This is a genomic window from Pseudomonas sp. Arb-4-2C, from assembly GCF_055755015.1.
In genome coordinates this window covers 5,082,311-5,099,281 of record NZ_CM146899.1, presented here as the reverse complement: position 1 = coordinate 5,099,281, position 16,971 = coordinate 5,082,311, and the positions used below count along the sequence as shown (strand labels likewise).

Here is a 16,971-nt window from a genome sequence, read left to right as displayed (position 1 = left end):
TTGCACAAGTCCCGTGGGAGCATGCAGGTCAGAAATGTGCAGGAGCGAAGCAGATGTTGCGGATACGTGGAACCGTCGGCGCGATGCCGGTGGATTTGACGGTGGAGCTGGATGACAGCGATTGGGCGAAGCTGGGCGCGGCGCTTGGGGCGCACACGCAGAGCGAGCAGCCGCAGGCGGCAGTACTGACCCCGGCAGCCAAACCGCAGAACCAGGACGATGCGTTGTGGCAAGTCGCGCAGGACCTGTTGCGCAAGGCCGGTCAGCTCAGCGGCCCGGACTTGCTGGATCAGCTTGAGGGCCTGACCGGCAGCGCGGCGGCGGGCAAACGCCTGCTGGTGCGCTTGCGCCATAGTGCACGGGTGAAAGTGGCGAGCGGCGGGGATACGCCGCTCTACAGCTGGATCGAGTGAGCGCTTAATAAAGCGCCGCAAACACCTTGCGCCGGTAAGCGGTCACCAGCGGGTGATCGTTGCCCAGCAGTTCGAACACTTGCAGCAGGGTCTTGTGCGGCAACCCTTCGCCGTAGCTGCGGTTGCGGATGAACAACTTGAGCAAGGCTTCCAGCGCCGCCTCGTATTGCTGGCGCGCCAGCTGCTGGATCGCCAGTTGATACACCGCTTCGTCGTCCTGCGGATTCTGCGCAAGACGCGCCTTGAGGTCAGCGGCATCCGGCAGGTCGCGAGCCAGGCCGAGGAACTTGATCTGCGCCTTGGCCCCGGCCAGTGCAGCCTTGTGCTCATCGCTCTTGACCGCGTCGAGCACGGTTTGCGCTTCGCCCAGTTCGCCGCGTTCGGTCAGGCAGCGGGCGTAGAGGATCAGCGCCTTGGCGTTGCTGTTGTCTTCGGTGAGCATCACCACCAGCGCCGCTTCGGCATCGGCGTAACGCCCTTCATCGAACAGCGCCTGAGCCTGCTCGAACGGATCGGCAGCGGTTGGCGCCGGCATCTGCACATGCGGTTCGAGCAGGGCGCGCACCGCGGATTCCGGTTGCGCACCGGCAAAACCGTCCACCGGTTGGCCGTCCTTGAACAGCACCACGGTCGGCAGGCTGCGGATACCGAAGCGGGCGACGATGTCCTGCTCGATGTCGCAGTTGACCTTGGCGAGCAGCAGTTCGCCCTGATAGCTCTCGGCGATGCCTTGCAGCATCGGCATCAGCGCCTTGCACGGCGCACACCATTCGGCCCAGAAATCCACCAGCACCGGTTTGTTGAAGGAAGCTTCGATCACCGACTGGTCGAAATCGGCAGTCGTGGCGTCGAAGATGTACGGCGTTTGCTGACTCATGGGGGATCTCGTAAAAGCGTGGATGGGGCAACTATACGGCTTGGCGGGGTGTGGCCGGAAGCGGTGCAGGTTTGAGCGTGGTGCCGCCTGGCAGGACGCTTTCGCGAGCAAGCTCCCACATTGGATCTCTGACGTTCACCCACCCCTTGTGGGAGCGAGCCTGCTCGCGAAGCTTCTAGTCACGCCGCGCATGGTAAAGGCTGACATGTCTGAATTCTTCCGGCTCGGCCAGATCCGGCAGGGTCATGGCTTCGAGCATTTCGATGCGCCGGTACAACGGATGGCGAAAATCGCGAACCCGCGAATCCGCCACCAGCGCCTCACGCCCGCGGCTGAGAAACGCATCGAGCAATGGCAGGTTCTCGCGGTCGTACAGCACGTCTGCCACGAGGATCAGGTCGAAACGATCGGCCTCGGCGAAGAAATCCGTCGAGTAACTCATTTGCACATCATTGAGTGCGGCGTTGGCCCGGCAGGCAGCAATCGCCAGCGGATCGAGGTCACACGCCACCACTTCCAGCGCGCCGGCCTTCACGGCGGCAATCCCGGCAATCCCGGAGCCAGCGCCGAAATCCAGTACCCGCTTGCCGCGTACCCACTCGGGAAACGCCGCCAGATAACGCGCCACCGCCAGACCACTGGCCCAGCAGAAGCTCCAATACGGTGGCTCGTGGAGAATACGGCGGGTTTCGTCGGGGCTGAATTCGCGGTGCATGTTGTCTCCGTCGATCAGCCATAGCTGCAAGTCAGTGCCCGGCAATGCACAGGCTTTGAGCCTGGCATCGCCGAGCAATTCACCTAACGCCTGTTGCAGGTCGAGCGGTGCCGTCATGGTGCTTTGACAAATTGCAGTTGGCCCAGCGCCTGAGTGGTCGGCTGGGTGATGGTTTGCGACGGCAGATGCAGGATCAACTGGCCGGACTGCGTGGCCCGACCGCGCAGCTCAACCCTGGCGCCGGCTGGAAAGGCTTCCGGATTGAAACGCAGGCGGAACGGCAGGATCTGGTTGTTACCGATCAGGCTGGAACTGGCGAGCAATTGCTGCGGGCGCGACTTCTCGTCGATCACCAGCAGCGCCAGTTCGACTTCGGCACCGGCCGGCACGCCTTGCAAAGTGCCGCTCAGTTCACGTTGATAGGCCGGCAGCGGACCCAGATCGGCAGCCTCTTTGGCTTTTTTCTGCGCCTGTTGCGGCGCAGGGCCTGGTGTCGGCGGCTGCGGCTTGGGCTTGTCGCTGCCGCAGGCCACCAGCAGGGCGAAAAGACTGAGCAAAACGAGCGGTCGTAGCGGCATTGGCAGCTCCAGCAAAATGAAATCCATGGATCAAACGATCATGGCAGTCTGTATACCGCAAACCCTATGGCTTGTCTTGCCACCGGGATGCGCTACCATGGCCCTCCCTTTTTTTGTTGCCAGCCACCATGCACTGTCCCTTCTGCGGTGCCAACGACACCAAGGTCATCGACTCGCGTCTGGTCGCCGAGGGCGAACAGGTGCGCCGCCGGCGTGAATGCCTGGCCTGCGGCGAACGTTTCACGACGTTCGAGACGGCCGAACTGGTGTTGCCGCGCCTGATCAAAACCGACGGCAGCCGCCAACCGTTCGACGAAGAAAAACTCCGCGCGGGCATGCAACGCGCCCTGGAGAAGCGTCCGGTGAGCGTCGAGCGCCTCGAATCCTCTCTGGTCCACATCAAGCACAAGCTGCGCGCCACTGGCGAGCGCGAGGTCAAGTCCCTCGTGGTCGGCGAACTGGTGATGGCCGAGCTGCAAAAGCTCGATGAAGTGGCCTATATCCGTTTCGCGTCGGTGTACAAGCGCTTTCAGGACCTCAACGAATTCCGCGAAGAGATCGACCGCCTTGCCCGCGAGCCGGTGAAAGAATGACCAGCGCCACCGAGCAGGCCATCCTCGACGCTCACTTCATGGCGCGCGCGCTGGAACTGGCGCGCAAGGGCCACTACACCACGCACCCCAATCCTCGGGTTGGCTGCGTGGTTGTGCGCGACGGGCAGATTGTCGGCGAAGGCTTCCACGAGCGCGCCGGCGAACCCCACGCCGAAGTCCACGCCCTGCGCGCTGCCGGTGAACTGGCCCGGGGCGCGACGGCTTACGTCACCCTTGAGCCGTGCAGCCACCATGGCCGCACGCCGCCGTGTGCCGATGCGTTGGTCAATGCCGGTGTCGGCCGGGTGGTCGCGGCGATGCGTGATCCGAACCCGCAAGTTGCCGGGCGTGGCTTGCAGCGTCTGGCTGATGCCGGCATCGCCACTGAAAGCGGGGTGCTCGAAGCTGAAGCGCGCCAGCTCAATCAAGGTTTTCTGAAGCGCATGGAACACGGCTTGCCGTTTGTGCGGGTCAAACTGGCCATGAGCCTGGACGGTCGCACAGCGATGGAAAGCGGCGAGAGCCAGTGGATCACCGGCCCGGCCGCGCGTTCCGCCGTGCAGCGTTTGCGCGCTCAGGCCAGCGTGGTGCTGACCGGCGCCGACACCGTACTGGCTGACGGTGCTCGCCTGACCGTACGCGCCGACGAACTGGGTCTGGATGCCGAAAAAACCGCTTTGGCCATGAGTCGCCCGCCGCTGCGAGTGCTGATCGACGGGCGTCTGCGGGTGCCGCTGGATGCGCCGTTCTTCAAGGCCGGCCCGGCATTGGTCGCCACCTGCATGGCGGTCGAGGAACAATATGCCAACGGCCCGGAATGCCTGATCGTGCCGGGTGACGACGGTCAGGTCGATCTGCATCAATTGCTCATCGAACTGGCCAGCCGTGGCGTCAACGAAGTGCTGGTCGAGGCCGGCCCGCGACTGGCTGGTGCGTTTGCCCAGCTTGGTCTGGTCGACGAATTCGTGATCTTCATCGCCGGCAAGTTCCTCGGTTCCACGGCGCGTCCGCTGCTGGACTGGCCGCTGGCCTATATGAAAGACGCTCCCGAGCTGAAAATCACTGAAATCCGCGCGGTTGGCGATGACTGGCGAGTCACTGCGACGCCGGTGCTTTCGGCGAGCGTATAATTCCCGGCCATCGCCTTAGCGCTGGCTTCGTTCTCAAGGAGAACCCCATGTTTACCGGCATCATCGAATCCATCGGCAGTATCCGCGCACTGACCCCCAAGGGCGGTGATGTACGGGTGCACGTCGCAACCGGCAAGCTCGACCTGAGCGACGTCAAACTCGGCGACAGCATCGCGGTCAACGGCGTGTGCCTGACGGCGGTTGAGCTGCCGGGCGACGGCTTCGCCGCCGATGTCAGTCGTGAAACCCTCGACTGCACTGCCATGAATGACCTGAAAAGCGGCAGCCCGGTCAATCTGGAAAAAGCCCTGACCCCGACCACCCGTCTCGGCGGGCACCTGGTCAGCGGTCACGTCGACGGTGTCGGCGAAATCGTCTCTCGCAGCGACAACGCCCGCGCCGTGGAATTTCGCATTCGCGCGCCGAAGGAGCTGGCCAAGTACATCGCCCATAAAGGCTCGATTACTGTCGACGGCACCAGCCTCACCGTGAACGCGGTCGATGGCGCCGAATTCATGCTGACGATCATTCCGCACACCTTGAGCGAAACCATCATGGCGTCCTACAAGCCAGGTCGCCGGGTGAACCTGGAAGTCGACTTGCTGGCGCGTTATCTGGAGCGCCTGCTGTTGGGCGACAAGGCTGCAGAGCCAACGTCCGGTGGCATCACTGAAAGTTTTCTGGCCCAAAACGGCTACCTCAAATCCTGAAGCTCTAAATTCGAAAGAAGGGGGGTGCCTTGTGGCGCTCAATAGCATCGAAGAACTGGTTGAAGACATCCGCCAAGGCAAGATGGTCATCCTCATGGATGACGAAGACCGCGAGAACGAAGGCGACCTGATCATGGCCGCCGAATGCTGCAAGGCCGAGCACATCAACTTCATGGCCAAGCACGCTCGTGGCCTGATCTGCATGCCGATGAGCCGCGAGCGCTGCGAACTGTTGAAGCTGCCGCTGATGGCGCCGCGCAACGGTTCCGGTTTCGGCACCAAGTTCACCGTGTCGATCGAAGCCGCCGAAGGCGTGACCACCGGTATCTCCGCCGCTGACCGCGCGCGCACCGTGCAAGCGGCTGCCGCGAAAGACGCGAAAGCTGAAGACATCGTCAGCCCGGGCCACATCTTCCCGCTGATGGCCCAGGCCGGTGGCACCCTGGCCCGTGCCGGTCATACCGAAGCGGCTTGCGACCTGGCGCGCATGGCCGGTTTCGAGCCGAGCGGCGTAATCTGCGAAGTGATGAACGACGACGGCACCATGTCCCGTCGCGCTGAACTGGAAGCCTTCGCCGCCGAGCACAACATCAAGATCGGCACCATCGCCGACCTGATTCACTACCGGATGATCCACGAACGTACCGTTCAGCGGATTGCCGAGCAGCCACTGGACAGCGAACTGGGCCAATTCAACCTGGTGACCTATCGTGATTCGGTGGAAGGCGACGTGCACATGGCCCTCACTCTGGGCACCGTTTGCGCCGAAGAGCCGACCCTGGTTCGCGTGCACAACATGGACCCGCTGCGCGACCTGCTGATGGTCAAGCAACCGGGCCGCTGGAGCCTGCGCGCCGCGATGGCCGCGGTCGCCGAGGCCGGCAGCGGCGTGGTGCTGTTGCTCGGTCACCCGCTGGACGGTGACGTGTTGCTGGCGCACATCCGCGAAACCGGTGATCAGGCGGCGGTGAAAAAACCGACCACCTACAGCATCGTCGGTGCCGGTTCGCAGATCCTGCGTGACCTCGGTGTGCGCAAAATGCGCCTGATGTCGGCACCGATGAAATTTAATGCGATATCCGGTTTCGATCTGGAAGTTGTAGAATACGTGCCCTCCGAATAATGACCGGTTGTTTCCGGCCCCGAATTCGCGGCAAATAAATCACTGAGGGACGCGAAACAGACGCGTCCCGGCTCTTTAAGAGATCTGACGAATGACCCTGAAGACCATCGAAGGTACCTTCATCGCCCCTAAAGGCCGCTACGCTCTGGTAGTGGGCCGCTTCAACAGCTTCGTAGTTGAAAGCCTGGTCAGCGGTGCAGTGGATGCCCTGGTTCGCCACGGCGTGAGCGAAAGCGACATCACCATCATCCGCGCACCTGGCGCCTTCGAAATCCCGCTGGTTGCGCAGAAAGTCGCCCAGAAAGGCGAGTTCGCAGCCATCATCGCCCTCGGCGCGGTCATTCGTGGTGGCACTCCGCACTTCGAATACGTGGCAGGCGAGTGCACCAAGGGCCTGGCCCAGGTGTCCATGGAGTTCGGCGTACCGGTCGCTTTCGGCGTCCTGACCGTTGATTCCATCGAGCAAGCCATCGAACGTTCCGGCACCAAGGCCGGCAACAAAGGTGCTGAAGCTGCCCTGTCCGCTCTGGAAATGGTCAGCCTGCTGGCGCAGTTGGAGGCCAAGTGATTAGCGACGATAGCGATCGTTTCAACCCGCGCGATCCAAAACCTGCGGCCGCCGGCAAGCCATCGAAGAGCGTCAAGCGCCGCGAAGCCCGTCAGCTCGCGACGCAGGCCCTGTATCAATGGCACATGGCCAAGCAGTCGCTGAACGAGATCGAAGCGCAGTTCCGGGTCGATAACGATTTCACCGATGTCGATGGCGCTTACTTTCGCGAAATCCTGCACGGGGTTCCGCAGTTCAAGAGCGAAATCGACACCGCGCTCAAGCCTTGCCTGGACATCGAAATCGAAGAGCTGGACCCGGTTGAACTGGCGGTTCTGCGCCTGTCCACCTGGGAGCTGCTCAAGCGCGTCGACGTGCCGTATCGCGTTGTGATCAACGAAGGTATCGAGCTGGCGAAAGTCTTCGGTTCGACCGACGGCCACAAGTTCGTCAACGGCGTACTCGACAAGCTGGCTCCGCGCCTGCGTGAAGCTGAAGTCAAGGCGTTCAAGCGCTGATCAGCGCTTGATATCGCAATGGGCGAGTTTGAGCTGATCCGCAACTTCTTCGCCGCCGCGCCTTGTGCGCAGGGCGGCGAGGGCGTTGCACTGGGGATCGGTGACGACTGCGCCTTGCTGGCGGTTCCCCCCGGGGAACAGCTGGCGATTTCCACCGATACGCTGGTGGCCGGCGTGCATTTCGCCGATCCCTGCGATCCGTTTCTGCTCGGTCAGCGCTCGCTGGCCGTCGCGGTCAGCGATCTGGCCGCCATGGGCGCCACGCCCGTTGCCTTTACCCTTGCCCTGACTGTACCGACGGTGACTGCCGATTGGCTGCAAGCCTATGCCCGCGGTTTGAACCGCATGGCGCAGAGCTGCGGCGTGGCACTGGTCGGCGGCGACACCACGCGTGGGCCGTTGAGCCTGACGGTCACGGTGTTCGGTCGCGTTCCGTCCGGCCAGGCCTTGACCCGCAGCGGTGCGCAACCGGGGGATCTGCTGTGTGTCGGCGGTGAGTTGGGCAATGCCGCTGGTGCCTTGCCACTGGTACTCGGTCAGCGTGAAGCGGATGCTGAGATAGCCGAGCCGCTGCTCAGTCATTACTGGTCACCGCAGCCACAACTGGCGCTCGGTCAGGCGTTGCGCGGCAAGGCCACTTCAGCCCTCGACATCTCCGATGGCCTGCTCGCCGACTGCGGGCATATCGCCCTGGCCTCGCAAGTGCGGCTTGAGGTTGAACGTGAGCGCGTCCCGTTGTCGAACGCCTTAGTGGCGTTTCTTGGTCAGCGCGGCGCGGAACGGGCGGCGTTGAGCGGCGGCGATGACTACGTACTGGCCTTCACCCTGCCGTCCGTCGAGTTGTCGGCGTTGCTGGCCGATGGCTGGCCGATTCATGTGATCGGGCGGGTGGCGCAGGGCCAGGGTGTGGTGCTGCTGGATCGCGAAGGACACGACATCACCCCGCAAATCCGGGGTTATCAACATTTTCAGGAGACACCGTGACAGATCACCCGAAACAGGTTCCGGCCGAATTCGTTCCGCCGTCGGTCTGGCGCAATCCCTGGCATTTTCTCGCGTTCGGCTTCGGTTCCGGCACCTTGCCGAAAGCGCCGGGCACGTGGGGCTCGTTAGTTGCGCTACCCTTTATCCCGTTGTGGCAGATGCTGCCCGACTGGGGTTACTGGCTGATGCTCGGGATCACCATGCTGTTCGGCTTCTGGCTGTGCGGCAAGGTCGCCGACGATCTGCGGGTACACGACCACGAAGGTATCGTCTGGGACGAGATGGTCGGGATGTGGATCACCCTGTGGCTGGTGCCGGAAGGCTGGTACTGGTTGCTTGCCGGTTTCCTGATGTTCCGTTTCTTCGACATTCTCAAGCCATGGCCGATCCGCTGGATCGACCGGCATGTCCACGGTGGCGTCGGCATCATGCTCGATGACGTGCTGGCCGGCGTGTTCGCCTGGCTGGCAATGCAGGGACTGGTGTGGATTTTCGCCTGATCCGGATCGTCAGGGTTAAGTGAGGAGAGTAGGGATGGCTCGACGCTGGCTGGCGCTGGTGTTTCTGATCTTGCTGGGCACTGTTGCCAGTGCGCAGGAAGCTGCGCCGACGCCTGCGGTCATCCACCTGGCCAGTGAAGAATGGGAAGATTACACCGCCGCCGACGGTCATGGCCTGGGCTGGGACGTGCTGCGCAAGGTGTTCGAACCGGCCGGGGTGAAGCTCGACATTCGCAGCGAACCGTATACCCGCTCGGTCGGTCTGGCCGAGCGCGGTGAAGTCGACGCCTGCGTCGGCTCCTATCATGACGAGGCCAGTGATCTGCTGTATCCGCGCTGGAATTTTGATACCGATCACATCTACGCCCTGGGCCTGGCGAGCAATCCGCCGCCGAGCCAGGACACCCTCGGCAGCTATCGGCTGGCCTGGGTTCGTGGTTATGACTATCAGAAATACCTGCCCAATGTGCGCAACTACAATGAGGTCATCCGGCGTACCGGGATCCTGTCGATGCTCACCCACAACCGCGCCGACTATTACATCGATGCGCAGACCGAAATCGATTACGTGGTCGGCCGGGCCAAGGATCCGACGCAGTTTCGCAAGACCCACATCGCCGAGTTGCCGTTGTACCTGTGCTTCGCCGACACGCCGCAGGCTCGCACGTTGATGGCGCTGTTCGACAAGCGCATGGAGCAGTTGGTGAAGAGCGGCGAACTGAAACCGGTGTTCGAGAAGTGGCAGCAGCCGTATCCGTTCGACGCGAACTGAGCGCAGGTCTTGTGTCCAGCACTGCCCCCCTGTGAGAGCGCGCCTGCTCGCGAAAGCGCTGGGTCAGGCAACACAGAGATTGAATCTGCCGACGCCTTCGCGAGCAGGCTCGCTCCCACGGGGATCTGCACTGGCCGGGTGTTATCAAACTTTTTGATCGTTATGCCCGATAATTCAGCCTAAGCGTCTGCAGGCACCTGCTGTTACAATGCCGGCCTGCGAATCTTCAGACTTTTTAGATCAGGAGCACACCGGTGCCTGTCGTTTTTGTCGCCGCTTCCAAGCTGCCAACGCCTTTTGCGCAATTCACCATGCACGGTTTTCTCGATGAAGCCACCGGCCGCGAGCACGTCGTGCTGAGCCTGGGTGAAATTGACGACGGTGCCCCGGTCCTCGGCCGGTTGCACTCCGAGTGCCTGACCGGTGACGCCCTCTTCAGCCAGCGCTGCGACTGCGGCTCGCAACTCGAAGCGGCGCTCAAGGCCATCGCCCGTGAAGGCCGGGGTGTGCTGCTGTACCTGCGCCAGGAAGGGCGTGGTATCGGTCTGTTGAACAAGATCCGCGCCTACGAGTTGCAGGATGGCGGTGCCGACACCGTTGAAGCCAACGAGCGTCTGGGCTTTGCCGCCGACCAGCGCGACTACGCCATGTGCCTGCCGATGCTTGAGCATCTGGGCGTGAAGTCCTTGCGCCTGATGACCAACAACCCGCGCAAGGTCAAAGCCCTGACCGACATGAACATCGTCGTCGCCGAGCGCGTGCCGCTGCACACCGGCCACAACCCGCACAACAAACTGTACCTGGCGACCAAGGCCAGCAAGCTCGACCACATGATGGGTAACGAGCACCAGGGCGAGGTAGACCGGGCGTGACCCGCGGGCAGGTGCGACGCCGTCTGGCGATCGACTGGTGGAAATATCTGGCGCTGGCGCTGGTGCCGTTGTTCGTGCTCAATGCACTGTTCGGCCAATATGAGGCGTTGCTGCCGGTGCTGACCATGCCGATGTTCATCGCCGGTGTGGCCTCGATGTTTGTCAGCCTGAAGTTTTTCGGTGGCTACAAACATGCATTGATCGCCACCCAGAAAGCCCTCGATACGCCTGGCGAACCGGCGGCCTGGATTGCCCTCGCGGCACGCCGCCGCACCGCGTTTCTGGCGGCAGCGCTGCCGGCGTGGATCGGCGCGTTGGCGGTGTTCGTCGGCCTCGAAGCGGTACCATTGATGCTGCTGGCGTTGTCCACTGCCGTGCTGTTCTACCTCTATCGCATCCCGCGTCAACTCGGCTGATGCGTCGTCTGTGGCTGGCGGTTCTGCTGCTGGCCTGTGCCGGCCCGGTGCTGGCGAGCCTGCGGGTGGTCAGCCTCGCGCCCTCTCTCTCTGAAATCGTTGTTGAACTGGATTCGGCTGATTTGCTGGTCGGCGTGCTCGACGCTGGTGAGCGTCCTGTTGCGCTCAAGGATCTACCGTCAGTGGGGCGCTACGGCCAGTTGGACATTGAGCGCCTGCTCAGTCTCAAACCTGATTTATTGCTGCTGTGGCCCGGCAGTGTCGGCCCGGCGCAACGCGATCAACTCAAGCGCCTGAACATTGCGACTTACGTCGCCGAACCGCATGATCTTGAACAGCTGTCGGCGCAGATCGAGGCCATTGCCGCTCGACTGGGGCGACCTGAGCATGGGGTGACACTGGCGTCGGAGCTGCGCAGAAAACTCGACGATTTGCGTCAGCGCTACCACCGGGATACGCCGCTGAAAGTGTTCTATCAAGTCTGGGACAAGCCGTTGTACACCATTGGCGGCGGGCAGATCATCAGCGATGCGCTTGAGGTGTGCGGCGCGCGCAATGTATTCGCGGACCTGAGCTTACCGGCACCGCAGGTCAGTATCGAGGCGGTGTTGCAGCGCAATCCCGAGGTGATTCTGGCCACTGATCAGGCCCAACTTGATGCATGGAAGGCCTGGCCGCAGGTGGCTGCGGTAGCGCATGGGCAGTTGCTGTTGGTCAGCGACAAAGGCCTGGAGCGGCCGAGCGGGCAGATGATCGAGGCCACCGCCAAGCTCTGCCATTCGATCGCGCCAGACCGCTGAGACCGTGGTGAATTGTTCGCGAGCAAGCCCGCTCCCACATGGGATCTGTGCTTTGCCAGAGTTTGAGGACAGGCCCCGATCTACTGTGGGAGACCGAGGTGAATTGTTCGCGAGCAAGCCCGCTCCCACATGGGATCTGTGTTTTGCCAGAGTTTCAGGGCAAGCGCCGATCTACTGTGGGAGCGGGCTTGCTCGCGAAGAGGCCAGTCAAAGCAGCGTGAATTCTGGATCAGAGCTCCGGTGTCCAGGTCACCCCAAACACCCACGCCCGACCTTCCTCGCGATAGCCATATTGGCTGCCGTCATAGCTGTACAACGCGCGGCTGTAGCCCTTGTCCAGCAGGTTATCCAGCTTCAGATCCAGTTTGATCTCACGGTTCAGCGCCCAGCTGCTGCGCAACCCGATTGTGCCGTAGCCACCCAGCGACTGGGTGTTGTTCAGGTCGTCGTAGCTGCCGCTGACCAGTTGCCAACTGGCGCCCAGTCCCAACCGGTCGAACTGGCGATCCAGATCCCAACTCGCGGTACGCCGTGCACGACGCGCCAGGGTGTGCCCGGTATCGCGATCGCGCGGGTCGATGATCGTCACGCCGAGGTTGCTCTGCCAGCCAAACAGTTCCTGTTTCAGCGCCGCTTCAAAACCATTGATCCGCGCCGAGGCAACGTTCTCCGGGCGTGAGTTGCTGCCGAAGATGATCGCGTCTTGCAGGTCAGTACGGTAAATCGACGCTTCCAGACGGCTGCTATCGCTCAATTGGCTGCGCCATTGCAGCTCGTAGCTTTTCGAGGTTTCCGGTTTCAGGCCAGGGTTGCTGAAGTCCGGGTAGTACAGGTCGTTGAAGGTCGGTGCACGGAAACCTTCGCTGTAGCTGAGCAACAGGTCGTTGTCCGGGTTCAGCGGCAGGGTAAAGGTGCCGCTCCAGGTGTTCTGGCTGCCGAACTGCTGGTTGTCATCGTGACGCAGGCCCAGTTCAGTCGAGAAGCTGTCGGCCTGATAGCGATGCTGGATGAAGACGGCGCGGTTCCAGCGGCTGTCCTCGTTGAACGCGGTGCTGCTGTTGATCCGGTCTTCGTACCAGTCGCCGCCAAGGATCAGGCTGTTGCGCGCATCCAGGGCCAGGTCGTTCTGCCAGGTCAGCGAGTCGCGGTAGGTATTGAACACCGTGCGCTCGTCGCTGAGCTTGTCGAGGGTCTTCTCGCGGTTCTCGGTGTGGCCGAACTCGACGCGGGTTTTCCAGGTTTCGTTGACCCGCGCATCGACGTAGCTGCTGACACTGCTGACGTTGAAATCGCTGTAGGGCTGCTGCTGCACCGATTCGAAGGTGCTCGTGTCGAAGCGGCCGAACGGATTGTCGAACTCGCTCTTGCCACGGTTATCCAGCAGATTGGCGCCGACTTCAATGTCATCGGTCAGCGCATGGCTGAGGCTCAGGCTGATGGATTTGTTGCGGTAGGCGTCATGATCGCTGTCGCTGGGGTAGGACTCGTGAGTGCGATTGAGACCGGCGGTGTCATCGAGGCTGGCGCCAAGGTTGAAGCGGGTTTTGTCATCGCCCCCTGACAGGCCGAGGCTGCGCTCCCAGGTCTGATGGCTGCCGAAACCGACGTGCAGGCGCGGCTGCAGGCCTTGGCCGTTGCCGCGCCGGGTGAAGATCTGAATCACCCCGCCAATCGCATCGCTGCCGTAAATCACCGAGCGCGAACCGCGCAGCACTTCGACGCGCTCGATCTGATCGATGTTCAGGTGCTGCAGGTTGCTGTCGCCGGAGGTCGAACTGCCAATGCGCTGCCCATCGACCAGCACCAGGCTCTGCGCCGACTGCGTGCCGCGAATGTAGATTCCCGGCAGACTGCCGCGTCCGCCGGTCTGCGCCACTTGCACGCCCGGCACCCGTTGCAGCAGGTCGGTAACGCTGCTCGGCTGCAGGCGATCGATGTCTTCGCGGGTGAACACGGTGTTGGCAGCGCTGCTGTCGTTGCGCGCTTCAACCTGGCGGTTGGCGCTGATCAGCGTGTCCGGCAGCTTCAGGGCTTCGTCGCGTTCGAAGGTGTCGGCGAGGGCGCTGGTGGCTGGCAGCAGGAGCAAGGGCAGGGCGAGGCGCGAGAGGTTCATCGGTGATCCATTGGGTATTTCTGATGTACACAAATCAAATGTGGGAGCGGGCTTGCTCGCGAAGGCGGTGAACCAGTCAACACTGAGTTGATTGACAGTCCGCATTCGCGAGCAAGCCCGCTCCCACATGGGTATTGCGTGTTACTTGTTGAGCAGTTCCAGGCGCTCGCGAATCGAGGCCTCGATTCCGGCCTCGTCCAGCCCGCATTCGGCCAGCATCTGCGCCGGTTTTGCGTGTTCGACGTAAACATCCGGCAAGCCCAGGTGCAGCATCGACTTGAGGATGTTCTCGCGTGCGAGAAATTCGCTGACCGCCCCACCGGCGCCGCCCATGATCGCGTTTTCTTCGATGGTCACCAGCAGCTCGTGGCTAGCGGCAATCTCGCGCACCAGTTGTTCATCGAGCGGTTTGACGAAGCGCATGTCGACCACAGTGGCGTCGAGCTTCTCGGCGACTTTCAGCGCTTCGGTCAGTTGCACGCCGAACACCAGCAAGGCGACGTTGCGGCCCTGACGACGGACGATGCCCTTGCCGATTTCGATCGGCTCCAGATCTTTGTCGATGCTCGCGTTCGGGCCAGTGCCGCGCGGGTAACGCACTGCCGCCGGGCCGTTGTACAGGTGACCGGTGGTGAGCATCTTGCGCAGTTCGTTTTCGTCGCTCGGGGTCATGATGACCATGCCCGGGATGCAGCGCAGGTACGACAGATCGAAGCTGCCGGCGTGGGTCGGGCCGTCTTCGCCCACCAGACCGGCACGGTCGATGGCGAACAGCACGTCGAGGTTCTGCACCGCGACGTCGTGCACCAGTTGGTCGTAGCCGCGTTGCAGGAACGTCGAGTAGATCGCCACCACCGGTTTGGCACCTTCGCAGGCCATACCGGCAGCGAACGTCACGGCGTGCTGTTCGGCAATCGCCACGTCGAAGTAGCGCAGCGGGAAGCGCTCGCTGAACGCCACCAGGTCCGAGCCTTCCTTCATCGCCGGGGTGATCCCGACCAGGCGTGGGTCAGCCGCTGCCATGTCGCACAGCCATTCGCCAAACACTGCCGAATACTTCGGCCCGCCGGCCTTTTTCGGCGCAGCGGCCGGGGCGTCGACCGGTTCGAGCTTGGTGATCGCGTGATAACCGATCGGGTCGACTTCCGCCGGGGCGAAGCCTTTGCCTTTCTTGGTGACGATGTGCAGGAACTGCGGGCCTTTCAGATCGCGCATGTTGCGCAACGTGGCGATCAGGGTCGGCAGGTCGTGGCCGTCGATCGGGCCGATGTAGTTCCAGCCCAGCTCTTCGAACAGGGTGCCGGGCACCAGCATGCCCTTGGCGTATTCTTCAGTGCGACGGGCGATTTCCCAGGCGCCGGGCAGGCGCGACAGGACTTTCTTGCTGCCCTCGCGCATGCTTGCGTAAGTGCGGCTGGAAAGGATCTTCGCCAGATAGTTCGACAGGCCGCCGACGTTGCGCGAGATCGACATGTCGTTGTCGTTGAGGATCACCAGCATGTTGGCGTCGACTTCCGGCGCGTGGTTCAGCGCCTCGAAAGCCATGCCGGCGGTCAGCGCGCCGTCACCTATCACGGCAATCGCCTTGCGATCGCTGTTTTGCAGGCGGGCGGCAATCGCCATGCCCAGCGCTGCACTGATCGAGGTGCTGGAGTGACCGACGCCAAAGGTGTCGTATTCGCTCTCGGCGCGACGCGGGAAGGCCGCAATGCCGTCCTTCTGGCGCAGGGTTTCCATGCGCTGGCGGCGACCGGTGAGGATCTTGTGCGGATACGCCTGATGACCGACGTCCCACACCAGCCGGTCATCCGGGGTGTCGAAGACGTAATGCAACGCGATGGTCAGCTCGATGACGCCCAGGCCGGCACCGAAATGCCCACCGGTCTGACCGACCGTATAGAGCAATTCCAGGCGCAACTCATCGGCCAGGGTTTCCAGCTCGGCTTCGCCTAACCGGCGCAGGCCGTCCGGCGTGTTCGCGCGGTCGAGCAGGGGCGTGGTCGGGCGCTTGCGGGGAATCTCATGAAACGTCGTGGGCATCAGGCGAATCGTTATAGGTATAAAAGATGCGGCAGTTTACCTGATGCATCGCCCCCTGCCCACGCGTTGGTCTTTTTTGGCAGGTTGGCGTTCAGTTACGCCGCTCGACGATATACCGGGCCAGGTCGCGCAAAGGCTCTGCCGCCGCGTCAAACGGTCGCAGTGCGTGCAGCGCCTGATCGCGCAGTTCCAGAGCGTAGGCCTTGGCCGCGTCCAGACCCAGCAGGGCCGGGTAGGTCGGCTTGTCGCGGGCGATGTCGGCGCCCTGGCGTTTGCCGAGGGTTTCGGTATCGCTTTCGACGTCGAGAATGTCGTCCTGGACCTGGAAAGCCAAGCCAATGGCCTGTGCATAAGTCTGCAGGGCCTTGAGTTCGTCCTTTTCGGCACGACCACTGGCCAAGGCGCCAAGCTGGACGCTGACTTCGATCAGCGCGCCGGTCTTGTGCCGGTGCATCAATTCCAGTGCTTGCTGATCGAGCTTCAGGCCGACCGAACCGAGGTCGATGGCCTGCCCGCCGACCATGCCCGCCGGGCCTGCCGCGTGCGCCAGCGCCGTGACCTGTTGCAGGCGGATGTCGGCGTCGAGGGTGCTCAGGCGTGGGTCAAGCAGGGCGCTGAACGCCAGGCTCTGCAAACCGTCACCGGCGAGGATCGCGCAGGCTTCGTCGAATTTTTTATGAGTGGTGGGCTGGCCGCGACGCAGATCGTCGTCGTCCATCGCCGGCAAATCGTCGTGCACCAGCGAATAGGCGTGGATCAACTCCACCGCGCAGGCCGCGCCGTTGGCTTGCTCGACCTTGCCGCCGAGCGCTTCGCAGGCGGCGTAGGCCAGCAGCGGACGCACGCGTTTGCCACCGATCATCACGCTGTAGTGCATCGCCTCATACAGACGCGACAGCTCTGGCAGCGGTGCCTTGAAGAGAATTTCCAGTGCCGCATTGACCCGCGCCTGGCTGGTCGCCGAATACGCTGCAATCATTCTGGCTGTTCCGCGTCGAAGGGTTCCTCGGCGAGTTCGCCATCGCGCTCCAGCAGCACTTGCACCTTCTGCTCGGCCTGGGCCAGCGCTGCCTGGCAGTCACGGGTCAGGCCGATGCCCTGCTCGAAAGCGGTCAGCGAGTCTTCCAGCGACAATTCTCCGTTCTCCAGACGCTCGACCAGTGTTTGCAGGTCGGCGAGGGACTGTTCGAAATCCAGTGCAGCTTTTTTGCGGGCCATGGCGGCGATTTCCGGTTGACGTTAAACCGGCGCGACACTAGCAGATAGGGGG

20 protein-coding genes are annotated in these 16,971 nt (G+C 62.6%); 13 read left to right on the top strand and 7 right to left on the bottom strand.

What is annotated here, in order from left to right; translation table 11 throughout:
- The first annotated feature begins 53 nt into the window (after nucleotides 1-53).
- A complete protein-coding gene (locus AC0J41_RS23150) occupies nucleotides 54-413 on the top strand; it encodes a hypothetical protein (RefSeq protein WP_473013705.1) in 360 nt (119 codons plus the stop codon).
- Nucleotides 414-417: 4 nt separating this feature from the next.
- Here AC0J41_RS23150 and trxA read toward each other — a convergent pair whose 3' ends face one another.
- The 3 genes from trxA to AC0J41_RS23135 all read right to left on the bottom strand — a co-directional run bounded on the left by trxA (nucleotide 418) and on the right by AC0J41_RS23135 (nucleotide 2,583).
- Complete coding sequence (trxA, locus tag AC0J41_RS23145) at nucleotides 418-1,290, bottom strand: thioredoxin (protein ID WP_025109531.1); 873 nt, start codon at nucleotides 1,288-1,290, stop codon at nucleotides 418-420.
- Nucleotides 1,291-1,465: 175 nt separating this feature from the next.
- A complete protein-coding gene (locus AC0J41_RS23140) occupies nucleotides 1,466-2,122 on the bottom strand; it encodes a class I SAM-dependent methyltransferase (RefSeq protein ID WP_025109532.1) in 657 nt (218 codons plus the stop codon).
- Nucleotides 2,119-2,583 carry a YbaY family lipoprotein gene (locus tag AC0J41_RS23135; RefSeq protein ID WP_025109533.1) on the bottom strand — a complete coding sequence of 155 codons (465 nt, stop codon included), beginning with the start codon at nucleotides 2,581-2,583 and terminating at the stop codon, nucleotides 2,119-2,121. The genes AC0J41_RS23140 and AC0J41_RS23135 overlap by 4 nt, the downstream gene beginning before the upstream one ends.
- A gap of 128 nt (nucleotides 2,584-2,711) precedes the next feature.
- Between AC0J41_RS23135 and nrdR the strand changes: the two genes are divergently transcribed.
- From nrdR to AC0J41_RS23075, 12 genes are all read left to right on the top strand, one after another.
- Nucleotides 2,712-3,176 (top strand): transcriptional regulator NrdR, encoded by a 465-nt coding sequence (gene nrdR, locus AC0J41_RS23130; RefSeq protein ID WP_007910946.1) that lies wholly within the window; start codon nucleotides 2,712-2,714, stop codon nucleotides 3,174-3,176.
- Complete coding sequence (gene ribD / locus AC0J41_RS23125) at nucleotides 3,173-4,306, top strand: bifunctional diaminohydroxyphosphoribosylaminopyrimidine deaminase/5-amino-6-(5-phosphoribosylamino)uracil reductase RibD (RefSeq protein ID WP_473013704.1); 1,134 nt, start codon at nucleotides 3,173-3,175, stop codon at nucleotides 4,304-4,306. The genes nrdR and ribD overlap by 4 nt, the downstream gene beginning before the upstream one ends.
- Before the next feature lie 47 nt (nucleotides 4,307-4,353).
- Entirely contained in the window at nucleotides 4,354-5,016 is a 663-nt protein-coding gene (locus AC0J41_RS23120) for a riboflavin synthase (RefSeq protein WP_473013703.1), read from the top strand.
- Nucleotides 5,017-5,047: 31 nt separating this feature from the next.
- Nucleotides 5,048-6,139, top strand: a complete 1,092-nt coding sequence (gene ribBA / locus AC0J41_RS23115) for a bifunctional 3,4-dihydroxy-2-butanone-4-phosphate synthase/GTP cyclohydrolase II (RefSeq protein WP_025109536.1) — start codon at nucleotides 5,048-5,050, stop codon at nucleotides 6,137-6,139.
- Between the two features lie 91 nt (nucleotides 6,140-6,230).
- Nucleotides 6,231-6,707, top strand: a complete 477-nt coding sequence (ribH, locus tag AC0J41_RS23110; RefSeq protein WP_003228649.1) for a 6,7-dimethyl-8-ribityllumazine synthase — start codon at nucleotides 6,231-6,233, stop codon at nucleotides 6,705-6,707.
- Nucleotides 6,704-7,204, top strand: a complete 501-nt coding sequence (gene nusB / locus AC0J41_RS23105) for a transcription antitermination factor NusB (RefSeq protein ID WP_025109537.1) — start codon at nucleotides 6,704-6,706, stop codon at nucleotides 7,202-7,204. Before ribH ends, nusB begins: the two co-directional genes overlap by 4 nt.
- Before the next feature lie 18 nt (nucleotides 7,205-7,222).
- Nucleotides 7,223-8,188, top strand: coding sequence for a thiamine-phosphate kinase (gene thiL / locus AC0J41_RS23100; protein ID WP_473013702.1), 966 nt, complete (start codon nucleotides 7,223-7,225; stop codon nucleotides 8,186-8,188).
- Entirely contained in the window at nucleotides 8,185-8,688 is a 504-nt protein-coding gene (locus AC0J41_RS23095) for a phosphatidylglycerophosphatase A family protein (RefSeq protein WP_003228639.1), read from the top strand. Before thiL ends, AC0J41_RS23095 begins: the two co-directional genes overlap by 4 nt.
- Nucleotides 8,689-8,722: 34 nt before the next feature.
- Nucleotides 8,723-9,460 (top strand): ABC transporter substrate-binding protein, encoded by a 738-nt coding sequence (locus AC0J41_RS23090; protein ID WP_473013701.1) that lies wholly within the window; start codon nucleotides 8,723-8,725, stop codon nucleotides 9,458-9,460.
- A 254-nt stretch (nucleotides 9,461-9,714) separates the two neighbouring features.
- Nucleotides 9,715-10,332: a GTP cyclohydrolase II gene (gene ribA, locus AC0J41_RS23085; RefSeq protein ID WP_007968177.1), complete on the top strand. Its 618-nt coding sequence runs from the start codon at nucleotides 9,715-9,717 to the stop codon at nucleotides 10,330-10,332.
- Nucleotides 10,329-10,748 (top strand): MFS transporter, encoded by a 420-nt coding sequence (locus AC0J41_RS23080; RefSeq protein WP_473013700.1) that lies wholly within the window; start codon nucleotides 10,329-10,331, stop codon nucleotides 10,746-10,748. The genes ribA and AC0J41_RS23080 overlap by 4 nt, the downstream gene beginning before the upstream one ends.
- The gene (locus AC0J41_RS23075) at nucleotides 10,748-11,548 is read left to right on the top strand and encodes a cobalamin-binding protein (RefSeq protein ID WP_473013699.1); all 801 of its coding nucleotides are present in this window, start codon (nucleotides 10,748-10,750) and stop codon (nucleotides 11,546-11,548) included. Before AC0J41_RS23080 ends, AC0J41_RS23075 begins: the two co-directional genes overlap by 1 nt.
- Nucleotides 11,549-11,777: 229 nt before the next feature.
- Here the strand turns inward: AC0J41_RS23075 and AC0J41_RS23070 are convergent, their stop codons facing one another.
- From AC0J41_RS23070 to AC0J41_RS23055, 4 genes are all read right to left on the bottom strand, one after another.
- Complete coding sequence (locus tag AC0J41_RS23070; protein WP_473013698.1) at nucleotides 11,778-13,661, bottom strand: TonB-dependent receptor domain-containing protein; 1,884 nt, start codon at nucleotides 13,659-13,661, stop codon at nucleotides 11,778-11,780.
- A 141-nt stretch (nucleotides 13,662-13,802) separates the two neighbouring features.
- Complete coding sequence (gene dxs, locus AC0J41_RS23065; protein WP_473013697.1) at nucleotides 13,803-15,701, bottom strand: 1-deoxy-D-xylulose-5-phosphate synthase; 1,899 nt, start codon at nucleotides 15,699-15,701, stop codon at nucleotides 13,803-13,805.
- Nucleotides 15,702-15,792: 91 nt separating this feature from the next.
- Entirely contained in the window at nucleotides 15,793-16,680 is an 888-nt protein-coding gene (gene ispA / locus AC0J41_RS23060; RefSeq protein WP_473013696.1) for a (2E,6E)-farnesyl diphosphate synthase, read from the bottom strand.
- A complete protein-coding gene (locus tag AC0J41_RS23055) occupies nucleotides 16,677-16,919 on the bottom strand; it encodes an exodeoxyribonuclease VII small subunit (protein ID WP_003228627.1) in 243 nt (80 codons plus the stop codon). The genes ispA and AC0J41_RS23055 overlap by 4 nt, the downstream gene beginning before the upstream one ends.
- Nucleotides 16,920-16,971: the final 52 nt, after the last annotated feature.